The 17,035-nt window shown below is 71.0% G+C and carries 14 protein-coding genes and 1 pseudogene; 12 read left to right on the top strand and 3 right to left on the bottom strand.

Features of this window, described 5'->3' with window-relative positions; genetic code table 11:
- Positions 1-53: 53 nt before the first annotated feature.
- Positions 54-1,559 carry an MmgE/PrpD family protein gene (locus HFV08_RS03805; RefSeq protein ID WP_168535881.1) on the bottom strand — a complete coding sequence of 502 codons (1,506 nt, stop codon included), beginning with the start codon at positions 1,557-1,559 and terminating at the stop codon, positions 54-56.
- Positions 1,560-1,773: 214 nt separating this feature from the next.
- Here HFV08_RS03805 and HFV08_RS03800 point away from each other — a divergent pair, with 214 nt between their 5' ends.
- From HFV08_RS03800 to HFV08_RS03775, 6 genes are all read left to right on the top strand, one after another.
- Positions 1,774-2,685, top strand: a complete 912-nt coding sequence (locus HFV08_RS03800; protein ID WP_168535879.1) for a class I SAM-dependent methyltransferase — start codon at positions 1,774-1,776, stop codon at positions 2,683-2,685.
- Positions 2,675-3,670 (top strand): diacylglycerol/lipid kinase family protein, encoded by a 996-nt coding sequence (locus HFV08_RS03795; protein WP_168535869.1) that lies wholly within the window; start codon positions 2,675-2,677, stop codon positions 3,668-3,670. The genes HFV08_RS03800 and HFV08_RS03795 overlap by 11 nt, the downstream gene beginning before the upstream one ends.
- Positions 3,667-5,160 carry an MmgE/PrpD family protein gene (locus HFV08_RS03790; protein WP_168535867.1) on the top strand — a complete coding sequence of 498 codons (1,494 nt, stop codon included), beginning with the start codon at positions 3,667-3,669 and terminating at the stop codon, positions 5,158-5,160. Before HFV08_RS03795 ends, HFV08_RS03790 begins: the two co-directional genes overlap by 4 nt.
- Positions 5,161-5,270: 110 nt before the next feature.
- Positions 5,271-6,728, top strand: coding sequence for an MFS transporter (locus HFV08_RS03785; protein ID WP_168535865.1), 1,458 nt, complete (start codon positions 5,271-5,273; stop codon positions 6,726-6,728).
- Between the two features lie 47 nt (positions 6,729-6,775).
- Positions 6,776-7,477, top strand: coding sequence for an SGNH/GDSL hydrolase family protein (locus HFV08_RS03780; RefSeq protein WP_168535863.1), 702 nt, complete (start codon positions 6,776-6,778; stop codon positions 7,475-7,477).
- Between the two features lie 254 nt (positions 7,478-7,731).
- Entirely contained in the window at positions 7,732-8,424 is a 693-nt protein-coding gene (locus HFV08_RS03775) for an SGNH/GDSL hydrolase family protein (protein ID WP_210429837.1), read from the top strand.
- A 161-nt stretch (positions 8,425-8,585) separates the two neighbouring features.
- On the opposite strand, the gene HFV08_RS03770 is transcribed toward HFV08_RS03775, so the two are convergent.
- Complete coding sequence (locus HFV08_RS03770) at positions 8,586-9,221, bottom strand: TetR/AcrR family transcriptional regulator (protein WP_168535861.1); 636 nt, start codon at positions 9,219-9,221, stop codon at positions 8,586-8,588.
- A gap of 939 nt (positions 9,222-10,160) precedes the next feature.
- On the opposite strand from HFV08_RS03770, the pseudogene HFV08_RS31325 reads away from it, so the two are divergent.
- Together HFV08_RS31325 and HFV08_RS31320 are read left to right on the top strand one after the other, a co-directional pair.
- Positions 10,161-10,493, top strand: a pseudogene (locus tag HFV08_RS31325) (AfsR/SARP family transcriptional regulator); the annotation flags it as partial.
- Between the two features lie 6 nt (positions 10,494-10,499).
- A complete protein-coding gene (locus tag HFV08_RS31320) occupies positions 10,500-10,994 on the top strand; it encodes an AfsR/SARP family transcriptional regulator (protein WP_246341522.1) in 495 nt (164 codons plus the stop codon).
- Between the two features lie 176 nt (positions 10,995-11,170).
- On the opposite strand, the gene HFV08_RS03760 is transcribed toward HFV08_RS31320, so the two are convergent.
- Positions 11,171-12,184: an MprF family protein gene (locus tag HFV08_RS03760; RefSeq protein ID WP_246341488.1), complete on the bottom strand. Its 1,014-nt coding sequence runs from the start codon at positions 12,182-12,184 to the stop codon at positions 11,171-11,173.
- A 300-nt stretch (positions 12,185-12,484) separates the two neighbouring features.
- Here HFV08_RS03760 and HFV08_RS03755 point away from each other — a divergent pair, with 300 nt between their 5' ends.
- From HFV08_RS03755 to HFV08_RS03740, 4 genes are read left to right on the top strand one after another with little or no spacing between them, the layout of a single operon-like run.
- On the top strand, positions 12,485-14,041 hold the full coding sequence (locus tag HFV08_RS03755; RefSeq protein WP_312885356.1) for an aldehyde dehydrogenase family protein: 1,557 nt from the start codon (positions 12,485-12,487) through the stop codon (positions 14,039-14,041).
- Between the two features lie 36 nt (positions 14,042-14,077).
- On the top strand, positions 14,078-15,220 hold the full coding sequence (locus HFV08_RS03750; protein ID WP_168535855.1) for an acyl-CoA dehydrogenase family protein: 1,143 nt from the start codon (positions 14,078-14,080) through the stop codon (positions 15,218-15,220).
- An 11-nt stretch (positions 15,221-15,231) separates the two neighbouring features.
- Positions 15,232-16,524, top strand: a complete 1,293-nt coding sequence (locus HFV08_RS03745) for an aspartate aminotransferase family protein (protein WP_168535853.1) — start codon at positions 15,232-15,234, stop codon at positions 16,522-16,524.
- A complete protein-coding gene (locus HFV08_RS03740) occupies positions 16,517-17,032 on the top strand; it encodes a type II toxin-antitoxin system RatA family toxin (RefSeq protein WP_168535851.1) in 516 nt (171 codons plus the stop codon). Before HFV08_RS03745 ends, HFV08_RS03740 begins: the two co-directional genes overlap by 8 nt.
- Positions 17,033-17,035: the final 3 nt, after the last annotated feature.

Genomic DNA, 17,035 nt, shown 5'->3' with positions numbered 1-17,035 from the left:
GCGTCGTCCGTGTCGTCTGCGGAGTCGTCCCCGCGGCCGACTCCGCGCCGGTCTCAGGCGTCCTGGTCGAAGACCAGGGTCAGCAGCCGCCCCACTTCCTCGGCCGAGGCCTTCTCCAGGAGGTCGACGCCGTCGGCGAACTCCTCGCTGCCGCCCGTGCCGAGCCACTTCTCCCGCACGACCCCCGCGATCGGCGGGCGGCCCACGCTGCCGATGGCCCCCATCGGCACGTCCAGCTCCCGGCTGACGCTCCGCCCGTCCTTCATCCGGATCTGCACCCGCGCGCCGGTCACCTTGCGGGCGTCGCTGAAGTCCCGGCTCGGCGGCGGCAGTTCACCCACCAGGTCGACGAGCCACTGGCCGTCGCCCTCCCAGCCCGCGCCGAACTGCCGCAGCCACTCCTTGCCCCGCCCGCCGGCCAGCCGCAGCGCCTCGCCGAAGGGCACCTCGCAGTGGAACAGCTCCCGCGTCATGTCCTGGTCCAGGCGTACGTCGATCCGCTCGGCCAGCGCCCACCGCTCGGTGTCCGCGAGCCCCTTCTCGGTGAAGTCGCCGGTGCTCAGCTGCCCGGTGAGCAGCGCGGTGGCCAGCGTGTACCGCAGCGAGAAGACCAGCGCGCTGACGGGGGAGAGGGCGCCGCGCAGGTACTCCGCGGCCCGGCGCTCCACCACCGCCGTGTACAGCGAGGTGTCGACGCTGATCTCGGCGATGTCCTCGGCGCGCAACGGGCTGCCGGGGGTGGCCAGTTCGCGGTGCAGCTCCAGACCAAGGTCGATGGCGGAGTCCATGCCCGGTCCGCCGGGGTGCACCTTGAAGGACGTGGTACGGGTGTGCCAGCGGGTGCCGAGCCCGGCGACCACGGCCTCGGGCAGCGGGATGGTGGCGAACCGGGAGAGGAACCCCTCCGGGTGCTCGATGATCACCGGGCTGCCCGCGAGCCCCACCGCCGAGGCGTCGCAGGCGTCCAGCCCCACCCGCACCGGGGTCGAGGCGCCGAAGAGCTTGGCGTCGCCGTCGAGGAAGCCCACCGGCACCGTGCGGGGCGGCAGCCCGAAGCCGAGGCCGAGGGTGTCCACCCAGCGCTGGGCCGGCGCGTCCTCGCCGCGCAGCCGCCCGGCTATCGCCCCGGTGACATGCGTGAACGCGGCGCTCTGGCCGCGGAAGGGCCCGAGCGTCGTGGCGGCGGTGATCCGCGCCGCCGTCTCGTTCGCGACGATGATCGAGGTCAGCAGCTGCTCGCCGGTGAGCTGCTGGGTCCTGGCGTACGCGAGGGGGACGGCCACCGTCGAGTTGGACAGGTGCCCGGCGTAGGCCGTGTCGTCGAAGTGGAGCCAGGAGCCGAGACCGGAGAGCACGAAGGCGGACCGGGCCGGGTCCTCCTGGAGCGGCGCGCCGAAGCCCCGGACGAACTTCTGCCCCAGGGGGTGGTCCAACCCGGCCCGCACGGCGGCCAGTTGGGACAGGATCTGGTGCTTGGCGGTGGTGACCACATCCTCCGGTATGTCGTCGAGGCGCAGCACACTCGCCCATCCCGCCAGTTCTTCCGTGAGTGTCGTCACTGGGTCTCCCTCAATCCTCTCGGGCGCACTCGACTCGCGCTCCGGTGCCTACGCGTGTCTTACGCGGGAAAGGGCCCCACCCCTCATCTCCGCGGGCGCCGGCCGGGGCCGGATCCGCTCCCGAGGACGGCGGGACTTTTTTTGAGGGGTACGGCGGGCGCCCGCGTAACACGAGTGTTCGTCCCTGTCCCTACGTCCTTGCGAGGCAACCGCCGTGACAGCCGCACCTCCGCCCACCCGGCTGCAGTCCGGGCACGCGAGCGAGACCGCCCATCTCACCGCTCGCGCCCGTGCCGCCGACGCCGTCATCGAGCCGGACAGGCGACTGCTCGGCGACACCTACGCGCACCTCTTCGTCACCGTGCCGCCGCCCACCACCTCCGAGGAGGCCCTCGACCGGCTCCAGCGCCTGGATAGCGCCCACGGCGGCTTCATAGCCGAAATCCTGCTGCGCCAGCGCTACTTCGAGGACCTGGTCGCGCTCGGGGTCGAGGCGGGGGTGCGCCAGGTCGTGCTGCTCGGCGCCGGATACGACACCACGGCGCTGCGCTGGAGCGGCCCCGAGACGGTGCGCTTCTTCGAGGTGGACCACCCCGCGACGCAGACCGCCAAGCTGGCGGCGCTCACCGCGGCGGACCTCAGCTCCCCGGTCACCTCGGTGCCCCTCGACTTCACCGCGGGCGGCTCGCTGCGCACCGAGCTGGCCGCGCACGGCTTCGCCCTGGACGAGCCGTGCATCGTGGGCTGGCTGGGGGTGACCTTCTTCCTGCCGCCCGAGGCCTGCCGCGCCACCCTCGCCGACCTGGCGGACACCGTCGCCCCCGGCAGCCTGCTGCTCTTCGACTACATGGACGAGTCCGTCGTGGACGGCAGCAGCCGCTACGAGGGCGCCCTGCAGATGGCCCGCCAGGTGGCCGAACAGGGCGAGCCGTACATCAACGGCCTGACCCCGGCCACCGCCGCCGCGACGGCCCGGGACGCGGGGTTCGAGCCGGTGGAGCAGCTGCGCGTGGCCGGACTCGTCCGGCGCTACGGCGGCACCGATCCGTACTGCAGCGACGACGACTTCATGGGTCTGGTCACCGCGCGGCGCGTGGGCGAGGGGGCGAGCGGCCATGGTGACTGAACCCGGATGGGCCGCCCGCGCCCTGCTCATCGCCAATCCCCAGGCCGGGGTCCGCGACCGGCAGCACATCGACGAGGTCATCGCCCACTGCCGGGGCCTGGTGCCGGGGCTCGACGTCGTGCACACCGAGTACCAGGGGCACGCCGAGGCGAGCGCCGCCGAGGCCGTCGCCGCGGGGTACGACGCGGTGATCGTGCTCGGCGGTGACGGCACGACCCGCGAGGCGGCCTCGGGCCTGGCCCGCGCGGGCCTCGAACAGAGCGCGGGCAAGCGGCCCGCGATGGTCAACATCCCCTTCGGCACCGGGAATTCGTTCTACCAGGAGATCTGGGCCGACGCCCCCTGGAGCGCGGTCCTGGACCAGGCGCTCTCCGGCGAGCAGCCGCAGCTGCGCTGGGTGGACATGGCGCACATCCGGGAGATCGACGTCCTGGCGCTGCTCGGCGCGGGCTCGGGCCTGGTCGCCGACGCCCTGGAGGCGGCCTACGGCATGTTCGAGGTGCCCGGCCGCGACCGCTACCAGCAGGCCGTCGCCCAGACCATGGCCGCCTTCACGCCGTACGAGGGCCGGGTGAGCGTGGACGGCAGGGTCGTCCACGAGGGCCCCGTCGTCCTGGTGAACATCGGCGGCGGCCGCTACCGGGCGGGCCGGTTCAAGCTGCTGCCGCACTCGGTCATCGACGACGGACTGCTCGACGTCTGCGTCGTGGGCGGCCAGATGGGCGTGCGCGAGCTGGCCGGACTGACCGCGGACGGCAGCCACATCGGGCGCCCCGGCGTGGTGTACGAGCGCGGCTCCCGCTTCGTCGTGGAGCGCACCGACGGCAGGAAGCTCTCCTTCGAGCACGACGGCGAACTCTGCACGGGCGAGGCCTCCCGCTACACCATCGACGTGCTCCCCGGCGTCCTGCCCGTCCTGGCCCCGCCTGCGGCCGGCCTCGCGCACGCCGCCGGCTCCGCGGAGCTCGCCGAGGGCGTCGCATGAGCGGCGAGAGCGGCGGCGGCCTCACCCGGGCGCTCGCCCGGTGGACCGCGGAGCTGAGGTACGAGGACATCCCGCCGCGGGTCGTCTCGGTCGTCACCAGCCAGGTCGTCTCGCACCTCGCCGCGGTCCGGGCCACCGCCCCCCATCCGGTGGGCGGCACCCTCCTCGCGGCGTTCGGCCCGCTCGACACCGGGGGCGACCCGGCCCGTACCGCGCATCTGATGGCAGCGCTGTCCTCCAGCCTCTATCTGGAGGACACCCTCTACGCGGGCCATGTCTCGCACGCCGCCGTCGGCGTCCCGGTGGCCTATCAGCGGCAGCAGGGGCTGTCCGGGCGCGACCTCATCACCGCGGTGACCGCCGCCGACGAGTCCGCCGCTCGGGTCACGGCCGCCGGGACGCTCGGTCCCTTCCGGGGCCAGTGGGCCGGCCACACCCATGTCGTGGCGGCCTGCGCGGCCCTGCTGCACGGCAGGGGCGCGGACGCCGGGCAGCTCCTGAACGCCTGGGGCCTGGCGCTGGCCGCGCCCCCGCGCGCGCTGCGCCCGGCCGTGCTCGCCAGCGACGCGAAGGTGCTGTCCGCCGCCGCTCCGGTGCGCACCGCGATCGACGCCTGCGCCGCCGCGCTCGCCGGGCTCACCGGGCGCGACGACGTGATCGAGCACCCCGAGGGGCTGCTCGCGGTCTTCTCCGGCGCGGCCGTGCCCGAGCTGGTGGCGTACGGCCTCGGTGAGCGCTGGCACACCGAGACCCTCTCCTTCAAGCTGCTGCCCGCCGGTGTCCATCTGGACGCCCTGGTCGAGTGCGCCGCCGAACTGCACCGCAGGCTGCGCCCCGAGGGCCCCGCCGAGATCGCCTCGGTCGACGTCGCGGTGCCCGGCATGACCAAGGTGATGAGCAAGCACGCCGACCGCTATGTGCGGGGCGCGGCCACCTCGCTGCCCGCCCTCAATCTGAGCGCCGGGTACAACGTGGCCACCGCCCTGCTCACCGGCGGCCTCACCGTGGCCGACCTGGCGCCCCCCGGCCTGGCCGAGGAGGGCCGCTGGGAGCTGGCGGGGCGGGTGCGCCTGGAGGCGGACGAGGAGCTGAGCAGGCTGGGCATGATGTCCACCGCCCCGGTCGGCGAGACGCTGCGCCATGCCGGTCCGCGCGCCCTGGAGTGGGACACGGAGCTGCCCGGCATCCCCATGGAGAAGCTCCTGGAGGAGCTCGGTCCGCCCGTCGCCTCCTTCGAGGAGGCCACCAAGATGCTGGGCTGCCGCATGACGGTGCGGATGCGCGACGGCCGCGAGGAGACCTGCGAGCTGGCCGCCGGAACCGGCGCGGTCGGCTCGGCCTCCTGGCGGGACCACCCGGCCCTGGTGCGCGAGAAGCTGCTGCGTACCGGCGTGGACGAGGCCGCGGCCGACGCCCTGGCGCGTCTGGAGGAGCTCTCGGCCCAAGATCTCGCACAGGTGCTGCGCCAGGTCTTGCACCTCCGCGATTAATACCTACTGTTGGTATGTGAACTGGGTCACGTCATCCAGAGCTCGTTGACACCCGCTGTCGGCGCTCAATACATTCCTACCAACGGTATCTAAGAAAGAGGTGTGTTCCCGTGGCTACCACCGATGCCGACGCTCCACAGCGGCGGTCAGCGGCGTCGTTGCTGCTCCTCGCGTCCGGAGCCTCGTTCCTGGCGGTGCTCGACGTCACTGTCGTGAACCTGGCGATCCCGGACCTGCGTGAGGACTTCACGGGCTCCGCGTTCAAGGACCTCTCGTGGGTCATCACGATCTACGCGATCGTCTTCGCGGCCCTCCTCGCCCCGGCGGGACGCCTCGCGGACGCACTGGGCAGGCGCACGCTCTTCATCGCCGGCATCAGCGTCTTCACGGCGGCCTCGCTGGCCTGTGCCGTCTCGCCCGACCTCGGTATCCTCCTGGCGGCCCGCGCGGTCCAGGGACTCGGCGCGGCGGCGATGATCCCCGCCTCGCTCGCCATCGTGCTGATGGACTCCCCGGCCGAGCGGCGCCGGGCGGCCATCGGCCAGTGGAGCGCCGCGGCGGCCCTGGCGGCCGCGGTCGGTCCCGCCCTCGGCGGCGTCCTGGTCGACGTCTTCGGCTGGCGCTCGCTGTTCCTGATCAACATCCCCTTCGGCCTGTTCTTCATCTACGGCGCCATCGGGATCCCGCGCACCACCGGCCTCGGCACCGAGCGCAAGCTCCCGGACCTCCTCGGCACGATCATGCTCGGCGCCGGTGTCGGCCTGTTCTGCCTCGGCATCAGCAAGGGCGGCGACTGGGGCTGGAGCGAGGCCTCCACCCTGATCTGCGTCATCCTCGGCCCGATCCTGATCGGCCTGTGCCTGCTGCGCTCCGCCAAGCACCCGGCCCCCGCGCTGGAAATCTCCCTGTGGCGCAACCGCACCTTCGCCCTGGCCAACGCCGCCGCCTTCTTCTACGGCATCGCGCTCTTCTCCTGGCTCCTGGTCGGCGTCCTGTACGTCACCCAGGCCTGGGGCTACTCCGAGCTGGAGGCCGGCCTCGCCATGACCCCGGGCGCCTTCATGGCGACCATCGTGGCCATGCGGGTCGGCAAGCTCCCCCCGAGCTACGGTCCCCGCCTCGCCACCGCGGGCGGCGGCATCATCCTGGCCGGCACCGGCTTCCTGCTCGCCTTCACCCTCCCCGACCACGGGATGTTCCTCGCCTACTGGCTGCCGCTCGGCATGCTGGCGGGTGTCGGCATGGGCGCCATCACCACCGGTACGTCCACGGCGGCCGCGCTCTCGGTCTCCCCGCTGCGCTTCGCCGGGGCGACGGGCCTGAACCAGACCGCCCGGCAGATCGGCGGCGCCATCGGCATCGCGGTCCTGGCCACCGTGATCTCCGGCGGCATCTCGGAGATCGCCGACTTCGAGCGCATCTACCTCATCGCCGCCTGCGCCTCGGTGGTGGTGACCGCCCTCGGACTCGGCCTCACCATCAAGCTGCCGCCGACCCCGGCCGCCGCCACGCCCCCCGCGCAGCCGGCCGGCGAGCAGAAGACCCCGGCCCCCGACGCCGCCAACTAGAAACCCGGACGCCACACGCCTCGCCCCATCTCTAGGAAAGGTCAGCCATGACGAGCACGGAGATGCCTTCCGACCACGCGCAGGAGCTGCAGGACCCTCATCTCCTGACCGTGGAGGAGATCACCGCCCAGCTCCAGGGCGCCCCCTGGACCCGGTACGCGGCCATCGGCGACAGCATCGTCGCGGGCCAGCGCGAACCCGTCGAGGGCTACGCCGACCTCAGCTGGGCCGACCGCGTCGCGGCAGGGCTGCGCCGGATCAACCCGGAGCTCGAGTACCACAACTTCGGTGAGCGGGACCTCCCGGCGGCGAAGATCCGGGCCACTCAGCTCGACCCGGCCCTGGAGTTCGCGCCGGACATCGCCATCGTGGTGGCGGGCGGAAACGACCTGCTGGGCAAGCAGTTCGACACGGCCGCCGTGGAGACGGAGCAGGCCCGTATCGTCTCGGCGCTGCGCGCCCGGGGCTGCACCGTCGTGACGATGGGACTGTTCGACAACACCTGGACGCCGTTCGTCGCCGAGAAGTACAAGGCGGTCATGAAGCAGCGGCTCCAGCAGTTCTCCGACCTCACCCAGTCGGTGACGCAGCGGATGGGCGGACTCCACGTCGACCTGCCCAACCACCCGGCGGGCAAGGAGCCGATCTTCGCCTCCGACGGCCTGCACCTGAACGCCCGCGGGCACGCGGTCGTCGCAACCGAGGTGATCCGCACCCTGGGTGAACACCTCGCCGCCAAGAGGGCCTGACCCCGGCGGACCTGGCCGTGGTCCCGGCGGGCGCGTGACTGTTCTGTCCCCCGCAGCAGTCCGCCCCGCCGGGGCCACCGAGTTCCTCCTCCGGAGGGACTCGGGCTTTCGGCGTATCAGGAGGACCACAGGAGAACCACCGGCCGGACTCCCGCGTACGGGAGTGCGGCCGCCCACGCTTGTCACATGAGTGCCGTTCCGGGCCGCAGGACCCATGTGAAGGGCGCCGAAAGCAAGGAAGGTAGGAGACCGCCGTGAATGCTCGCTCTGCCGACGAGCAGTACGACCCCTACTGCATCGCTCCGGAGATGGCCACAGAGCTCCTGGCGCAGGCGCCCTGGCGGCGTTTCACCGTCCTGGGCGACGCCTTCGCGGAAGGACCGGGGGAGCCGTGCGAGGGGTACGAGGACGTCCCCTGGGCTCACGGCGTGGCCGCCGCGCTGCGCTCGGTCCATCCGGACCTCGCCTACCTCAACCTGGCCCAGCGGGACCCGATCGCCGCCGAGGTACGCGCCCGGCAGCTCGGCAAGGCGCTGACCTTCCAGCCCGACCTCGCGGCCGTGGCGGCGGGCGGCAGCGACGTACTGCGCGACTCCTTCGACGCCGACGCGACCGAGGCGGAACTGGCGCGGATCATCGCACCGCTCAGGGACGCGGGCGTCGAGGTGGTCGTCCTCGCCCCGTTCGGCAGAGGCAGCGCGGGGCAGATCCCCAAGGACGTCCTGCGCCGACGCCTGAGACTCCTGTCGGAGCGCACCTACGACCTGGCGCTGCGCAACGGCGCGATCCACGTGGACCTGGGCGCCCACCCCGCCAGCGCCGAGCCCGGCATCTTCGGCGCGGACGGCCGGCACGTCAACGCGCGGGGCCACGCCATCGCCGCCGCGGCGACCATCCGCCGTCTGGGCGTCCACCTCGGCGTCTACGGCCCGCCGTCCCTGCGCTGAAGAACCCGGGCCGCCGGGGTGCGGCCCCTCCCGGCGCGCTCAGGGGCCGCCGCGGGGCGCCGCGCCGACCGGTGCCGGGCGCCCGCGGCGAGGAGATCCCCGGTACGGGATTTCCCGGGGCAGGCGTCTACGGCCCGTGAGACACCTGAGCGGGATGCGGTCTACGCCGTCACGGTGGACGGCATGCGCCGGATGGAGTCGAAGAGGTAGCGGAACTGGTTCAGGGTGGCGTCGAGCAGCCCGTCGGGATCGTCCGCGTGGGCCATCGCCATGGCCGCCTCGCACTGGGCGCCGTAGACCATGGAGGCCAGGGACTCGACCTCGTTGCGGGGGAAACGCCCCTTGCCCAGGGCCTGGGAGAGGCCGTACAGCATCATCCGCCGGCAGTCGGCGCGGATCTCGCGCATCGCCTCCCACCCGAGCGCACCCGGGGCGTCGATGAGGGTGATGCGCTGGGTGCTGGGCTCCATGGAGCCGACCAGGAATTCCCGCATTCCCTGGAAGAGGGCTTCCCAGGGGTCGTTGTAGTGCGAGTACTTCTGGGCGATGGCGCTCGACAGATCGTGCTGTTCGCGTTCGTAGACCGCGCGGAACAGCTGCTCCTTGTTCTTGAAGTGGTGGTAGAAGGCGCCCTTGGTGACCTCGGCGGCCTCGCAGATGGCGTCGAGGGAAGTGGGGGTGTACCCGTCCCGGGCGAACAACTTCCGTGCGGCGGCGAGGAGTTGGTGGGTGGTCGTGGAGGAGCGCTCCTGTTGGGTGCGGCGTCCGGTCCGCCGTGCCACCGTCTGCTGGGTCATGGTCCTGTCCTCCTCCTTACGACCGGCTCCCGGCACCGGGCCGTGGCCGACCGCCGCTGCCACGACGCCCGCCCCCGGTGAGGGGCGCCGTCCTGCGCGACGCGCGCGTGAGTGACAGTCCAGGTTACATACCGCTAATCGGAAACTGCAATGGGGCGGCGTTCGGAGCGGCGGAAGCTGAATGCGGGATTCCAGGTCGTAGTTGTCCGCCGGTCCTTCACTCCTTCCGGCGGTCCCTTCGGGCAGCGGCCCGCCCGCCCGGGCGGAGCGCGGATATCGGCCTTCCCCGTGTCAAGCCCTTGTTCCGGCCCCTTGTCCCGGCGTAACCGGAAGCTGTCGCCCGGCGCCGGGTCGCGCACCGGCCGAGGGGGCGCCGCCGGGCCCCGTTCTCCCGGGGCGCCGGGCGGGAGCGGCGGTGTTCCCGCCCGGCGGGGGCCGTCCGCCGATCCGGAATCGTGCTGGCCAGGTCGCCGTCCGAGCCACAAGCGGAAGCGGAACGCCGCTCGGCGGCGCCCGTCCGTACCGGGGCGCGCATGCCGGGCGGGGCGCGCCCGCGGTGCCCCTCGGCCCTGCCCGAACGGACCGGTTCGAGCGCATTCCCGCTGTCCGATTGGCCCCTTCTGATGCCCTTGCTGCCGACTCGGTCAAGGGCTCCGCCGCACCCCGGCGTCTGGAATCCGAGGTTTAAGGATCAATACCTGGCTGGTTTCTTTCCAGTTGGCCCAAAAGTGCTCAACTTCGGGTTGAGGGAAGGGTTGTGCTCAAAACCAGCGCGTGTGTATCTTCTGGGACCGATAGAAAGTCGGTGTCACATCTCTCGGTCCGGAAAGGTTTAGCGGGCTCTTCTGCTCGTCAAGCAGTTCGTTCCCGACAGTTGTGCTCTTCTGAACGTCGAATTCGACGTTCGATGTGTGCGCAGTTTTTCTTTCTGACGTTTCCATGTGTGTGGTCGAGTTCAATGTGACACGTCTGTCCAGTTCCGAACCACGGGGGTTAAAGGTGCACGTCGGGCTACTCGGACCACTGACCGTTACGGATCATCGAATTCCCATCGATGTTCCAGGTGAGAAGCTCAGAGCCATCATCGCCACGCTCGCTCTCACTTCCGGTACCACGGTCTCTTCTTTCTCTCTGCTCGATGAACTCTGGGGGGAGCAGCCGCCGCGAAGTGCGGCGAATTCACTGCAAGGCCATATCGCCCGGCTGCGCAGGACGCTGGTGCAGCACAGCGGAAAAGAGGAATTGCGGAATGTCATCCGGACCTCGGGTTCCGGATACATGCTCATGCTCCCGCCGGAGAACGTCGACGCCCTGCGGTTCATCGTGGACGTCGAACTGGCGAGCCGGATGAAGGCCCGCGATCCGGAGAAGGCGATCGTCCTGCTCACCGACGCCCTCGGCAGCTGGCGCGGACCCGCGCTGCTCGACACCGGGCACGGCATCATCTGCCGTACCGCCGCCGCCCGGCTCGAGGAGACGCGCCTCATGGCCAGGGAACTCCTCATCGAGGCCAGGCTCGCACTCGGCGGCCACTACGAGGTGGTCTCGGAACTGGAGCAGCTGCTCTCGCGCCACCCGCTGCGGGAACGGCTGTGCGAGCAGCTGATGGTCGCCCTCTACCGCTGCGGCCGCCAGGCCGAGGCCATCGGCACCTTCCACCGGGTGCGCCAGCGCCTGTCCGCGGAACTCGGCCTGGAGCCCGGGCCCGGCCTGCAGAAGACCATGGCCGAGATCCTGCGCCATGGGCCGAGCCTGCTGCACCAGGTCGGCTGAGACATGGGGCGGGCCGCCGGGGCGCACCCGGTCCGGCCCGCCGGCTCCGCCTCCGGCGCGCGGTCCGCGGAGACCGCCGCGCCGCGGGGCGGGGAATCCGGTGTGCCGCGGGGCGGGGAATCCGGGGGCGGTGTGCCGTGGGGCGGGGAACACGGGGGCGGGGGCGATCGCGGTGGTCAGATGGACTTGGTCACGCGCAGGATCTGCCAGATCGCCCCGAAGCTGGGGCCGTTCTGGAACGCCAGGTATTCCGGCACCACCAGGTGCGGTCCCCATTTCTCCTTGTACGCCAGCTGGGTGGCCGCCGGGTAGATCGAGCCGCCCTTCTCCGCGAGCAGCCGCATGAACTTCGCCGTCAGCGGGCTGTGCCCGGAATGCTCGCAGGCCGGATCGAGGCCGGTGAACGGAGTGAAGCCGAAGTGCAGCCACTCGGCGTCCTCTTGGCGGAACTTCTCGATCGCCGCGGCGTTGATGGCCTCCATGACGCCCGGATTCACATCGGGCAGCCGCCGGCTCAGATCGTGCATCCAGCCCGGGCGGCTGCCGTAGGCGGGGGAGTAGGAGATGTAGGCGACCGGCTTCTCCTCGATGAGCCCCACGAACAGCCGGCGGTGCTCCTGCGCCGGGCCGCCCACCTGGCCCACCAGGAACTCGATCTCCTTGACGTGCCTGCCCTTCGAGCGCAGCCAGTGCCGGTCGATCTCCCCGATCTGCTGCTTGACGCCCTCGTCGTACGGCAGTTCGCGCACCTCCAGGCCGCTGCGCTTCGCCCGTGAGATCTTGTTGCGCAGCTTCATGAACTTCGTGCCGCGCAGCGTGAATTCCGGCAGATGCACCGAGTACGAGGAGCCCACCTGGTTCACGGTGAAGCCGGCGGAGGCGAACAGGTCGATGTCCGTCGGCTGGAGCTGGATTCCGACGATGCGGCGGCGCTGTGCGCGGGCGTACTTCTGGAACTCCGCGAGGAGTGTGCGCTGTTGATCCGGCTCGGCGGTCACTCCACCGAACTGGATGAAGTACCGGCCCGCCCTGCGATAGGTGATGACGCCTTTTACGCTGCCTTCGAAGTACTCGTTCCCCTCATTGACCGCGAGGAACGCGCTGGCATTGTCGCCGTAATCCCGGATGGATTTCAGAACTGATTCCAGCGTTGCCTGAGCGCCTTGAGAAGACTCCACCGACTGGCTCATCAGTTCACTCCATCGTCATGTCGCCTGTGAGTGCGCAGGAATGTAGCAGAGCACGGCGATTAACTGCTGAAAAGGCCGTATCAGTGAGATCTAAGCGGCCTCTCAGAGGGGTCTGTAAGCATCGTTCGCGAGGCTGGCGAAGGTTGAGTTTTCGAACGATGAGGAGTGTCCGTGGGCAGTACACAGCTGTCTCGCCCGGTGGAGCAGAATGAAACTGCGCCGCCCCCGAAAACCGCTTCCCTGCGGACCTATCACTCTTATGTGGGGGGTGGGCCACTGGAAAGCACTGACTGGGTGTACGTGCTCAATTCCAGCACTCTGCTCGATGACGTCTTCACCAGTCTGACACTCAAGCGGAAACTGGAACAGGGACGCATCACGGCCGAGGACCAGCGTGATGTCGTCGTGGGCCGGGTGGCCAAGGCGGATCGCGCCACCGTCCAGCGGGCCATCGACGCCGCGGCCCAGGCCGCCCCCGTCTGGGGCGCCTTCCCCATCGACGAACGCATCGGCCGCTTCGGCATGCTGCTGCACGACCGGCTCGCCGAACGGGCCGAGGAGATCGCGGAGATCCTGGTGCAGGAGGGGCATCCCCGGATGCTCGCCGAGTGGCAGGTCTCCGGGATGCTGGAGTGCTTCAGCCCCGAGTCCAACGCCTTCTACCGCTCGCAGATGCTCCAGGAGTTCGACCGTGACGAGCGGCGGCTCCAGGTCCGCAGACAGCCCGACGGCGTCGTCTGCCTCAACCCGCCCCAGAACGCGCCGCTGTCCAGCGCGCTGCTCGGCGTCACCGCCGTCATGGGCGGCAACTCGCTGATCGTCCGCGCCCCGCGCAGCGGCCCGCTCGGCGTGATGTACGTGATGCAGGAGATCGTCGCCCCCGCGCTCGACGAGGTGGGCGCCCCGCCCGGCACCCTCAACGTGGTCTGCGGCGACCCCGGCCCCATGCTCTCGGCCTGGCTCGCCAGCCCCGACGTGGACGACATCATCTACTTCGGCTCCAGCGAGAACGGCACCAAGTTCGAGGCGCGCTGCGTGGCCGAGGGCAAGAAGCCCATCCTCGAACTCGCCGGAAACGACGTCGTGACCGTCTGGAAGGACGCCGACATCGAGCTGGCCGCCGAGGCGCTCACCGAGAGCTTCTACGGCTCCGGCCAGCTGTGCATGATCCCCAACCAGGTCCTGGTCCACCCCGAGGTCGCCGACGACCTGGTGGCCGCCCTGGTCAGCAAGGTCGGTGAGATCAGACCGGGCTACCCGGGCGACCCCGACGTCCTGCTCACGCCGGTGCTGCGGAACGAGAAGTTCTTCAAGTGCCTGGACGACGCGCTGGCCAAGGGCGCCGAGGTGGCCTGCGGCGGGCACGCGATGCAGCTGGACGGCAGCCGCGACCCCAACGGCATCTTCCTGGAGCCGACCGTCATCGTGGTGCGCGGCATGGACCGGGCGCGCGAGGTCGAGGCCGTGGTGCACGAGACCTTCTTCCCGCTGCTGCCCATCGTGGTCGCGGAACCCGCGCCGGACGACGAACTCCTGGAACGCTTCATCGACTTCGTCAACTCCAACGCCTACGGGCTGCGCAACTCCGTGTGGGCCAGGGACACCCGGGTCGTGGACCGCGTCCTCGCGCGGATCAGCAACGGCGGCCTGCTCAAGATCAACGACTCCCACATCGGCTTCCTGCCCTGCCTGCCCACCCACGGCGGCACCGGACTCACCGGCGGCGTCTTCGGTGAGGCCAACTACCCGATTCTGCGCACCTCCCACGTCCAGGGCGTGAGCATCTCCACGGGCTCCCGTCCACGCGACGCGGTCTTCGGGGCCTGGCGCACCCTGCGCGAGAAGAAGAACTCGTAACCCCCCCCCGAATTCCGCCTCTGCGAAGGAGTACCCATGCGTGCACTGGATGCCGCCCGCGAGACCTGCGAGCGCTATCTGCCCGGACTGCTCGGCGCGCTCGCCAAGCACCCGCTCACCGACCTGGAGCGGCCCGAAAGCCCCGCCATCGAGCTGTTCCGCTCGCACGGCGGCCCCGGTCTCGTCATTCCCAAGACGTACTCCGGCCTCGGCGCCGGCCCCGTGGAGGCGGTCGAGGTGACCCGGGCGCTCGCCGCCGCGTCCCCCTCGCTCGCCGTGGCCACCACGATGCACCACTTCTCGGTCGCCACCCTCTTCTCGCTCGCCGACAGCCTGCAGTCCAGCGGCGTCGAGTGGGCGCTCCTGGAGGGGATCGTGGAGCAGAACCTCCTGGTGGCCTCCGGCTTCGCCGAGGGCAGGCCCGGGCGCGGCATCCTGGAGCCGACCATGAACGCCCGCCTGGACGAGGGCGGCAAGGGCTACCGCATCAACGGCGCCAAGAAGCCGTGCAGCCTCTCCTCCTCCATGGACCTGCTGACCGCGAGCGTGGCGCTGCCCCGCCCGGACGGCACCAGCGAGATGGCCGTGCTGCTCGTGCCCCGCCAGACCGAGGGCGTCAGCATCCACCCCTTCTGGTCCAGTTGGGCGCTGGCCGGCGCGGAGAGCGACGAGATCCGCCTCACCGACGTACTGGTCGACGAACAGCAGGTCATGCGGACCGAGTTGGGCGACAGCGGCGAGCTGGACCAGCTCCAGACCGTCGGCTTCATCTGGTTCGAGATGCTGATCTCCGCCTCCTACCTCGGCATCGCCAGCGCGCTCGCCGAGCGCGTCACCACCGCCGGACGCGGCTCGGTCTCCGAGCGGGCCGAGCTGGTCACCCGCCTGGAGACGGCGGCCCTGCTGCTCGAAGGCGTGGCCCGGATGATCCAGGACGGCGAGACCGGCAACGCCGCGCTCGCCAAGTCCCTGGTGGCCCGCTACGGAGCGCAGGACGCCATCGGCGACACCGTGCGCAAGGCCGTGGAACTCCTCGGCGGCATGGCCTTCATCAGCAGCGGCGACGTCGGCTACCTGTCGGCCGCCTCCAACGGGCTCTCCTTCCACCCGCCGTCCCGCTCCAGCTTCGCCGAGCCGTTCGTCGAGCACATCGGCGGCAAACCGCTGCGCATGACGTGAGGAACCGCCACATGACCACCACCACGGACGCGCCGGTCTACGACCGGGAGCACATCGGACGGCTGTACCGCGCCCACCTCAGCAAGGGCCGCGCCACCCTCGGCGAGCTCTTCGGCGGCCACATCGAGACCGGCTCCGAGGGCGCCTGGATCCACACCGACGACGGCCGCCGCTTCCTCAACTGCGGCAGCTACGGCGTACTGATCACCGGCGCCCGGCACCCCGTCGTCGTACGCCATGTCGCGGAGCAGCTGGGCCGCCATCCCGTAGCGAGCCGGGTCTTCCTCGAACCGCAGGCCGCGCTGGCCGCCGAGGCGCTCGCCGCCAGGGCACCGGCGGGCCTGGAGCGGGTGCACTTCGCCTGCTCGGGCGCCGAGGCGGTGGAGACCGCCATCAAGCTCGCCCGGACGCGGGGCAAGGACCAGCTGATCGCCACCCACGGCGGCTACCACGGCAAGACCATGGGCGCACTGAGCCTGACCGGCAAGGACCTCTTCCAGGAGCCCTTCCGCCCGCTGCTGCCCGGCGTCCACCACGTGCCCTACGGGGACGCGGCGGCGCTGGAGGAGCTCCTGAAGACGATGCCGGGGCGGGCCTGCTTCGTCGTCGAACCCGTCCAGGGCGAGGCCGGGGTCGTCCTGCCGCCGCCCGGCTATCTGCGCGCCGTGCAGGAGCTGTGCCGCACCTACGACGCGTACTTCGTGCTCGACGAGATCCAGACCGGACTCGGCCGCCTCGGCACCTGGTGGGGCGCCGACGACGAGGGCGTCACCCCCGATGTGCTCCTGGTGGGCAAGGCGCTCGGCGGCGGCATCCTGCCCGTCTCCGCGGTCGTCGCGACCCCGAAGGCCTTCGCCGCCTTCGACAAGGACCCCTATCTGCACACCTCGACGTTCTCCGGGACGCCGATGGCGATGGCCGCCGTACGCGGCGCCCTCGCCGCGATCGAGGAGGACGGCCTGGTCGAGCGGGCCCGCGACCTCGGTGCCGAGATGCTCACCACCGTGCGCGAGATCGCCCGGCGCCACTTCGGCCCGGTGGTCCGCGAGGTGCGCGGCCGGGGCCTGCTCATCGGGATCGAGTTCGCGATCCCCGGGCCCGCGGGCGACCTGCTCATCGAGCTGATCTCGCACGGCGTGGTGGCCAACCACTCGCTCAACTCGCACCTGGTGCTCCGGCTCACCCCGCCCGCCGTCCTGGACGCCGCGGACGCGCGCTTCCTGTACGAGGCATTCGACCGCGCCTGCCAAGCGCAGGCGGCCCGTTACGTACCGACTTTCGAAGGTGACTCCGCCCATGCGTAGTGTTCACGTGGCCGTCGAGCTGTCCGGCACCTCACCGGCCGAGGGGTACGACCAGGTGAGGCAGTTCGCCCGCTACCCCGAACTCGCCCCGGTGGTCCGCGCCGTGACCATCCATGAGATCGACGACGACAAGGAGACCAGCGACTGGGAGGTCTACTTCCGCAACGGCATCCTGCGCTGGACCGAGTCCGACCACTTCGACCCGGACAAGCTCTCGATCGACTTCACCCAGCTCGACGGGGACTTCGACTCCTTCGAGGGGACCTGGCGGATCGACAGCAGCGACAAGGGCTGTGTGGTCGACTTCCGGGCCGACTTCGACTTCGGCATCCCGAGCCTCGCCGGCATCCTCGACCCCGTCGCCGAACGGGTCATCAAGGAGACCATCGCCCGCGTCGTCATCGGCCTGTTCGGCGGCAACGGAACCGTCGTCGGCGACGAGGCCCTGGCCCAGGCCGTGGCCCTGCCGCCCGCGGAGATCCAGCTCGCCGGCGCACCGGTGGAGTGAGCC

Origin of the sequence: Streptomyces physcomitrii (assembly GCF_012273655.1) — a bacterium.
GTDB lineage: Bacteria > Actinomycetota > Actinomycetes > Streptomycetales > Streptomycetaceae > Streptomyces > Streptomyces physcomitrii.
Note: the sequence above shows the minus strand (reverse complement) of the source record. Positions and strands in the feature narration are given on the sequence as shown.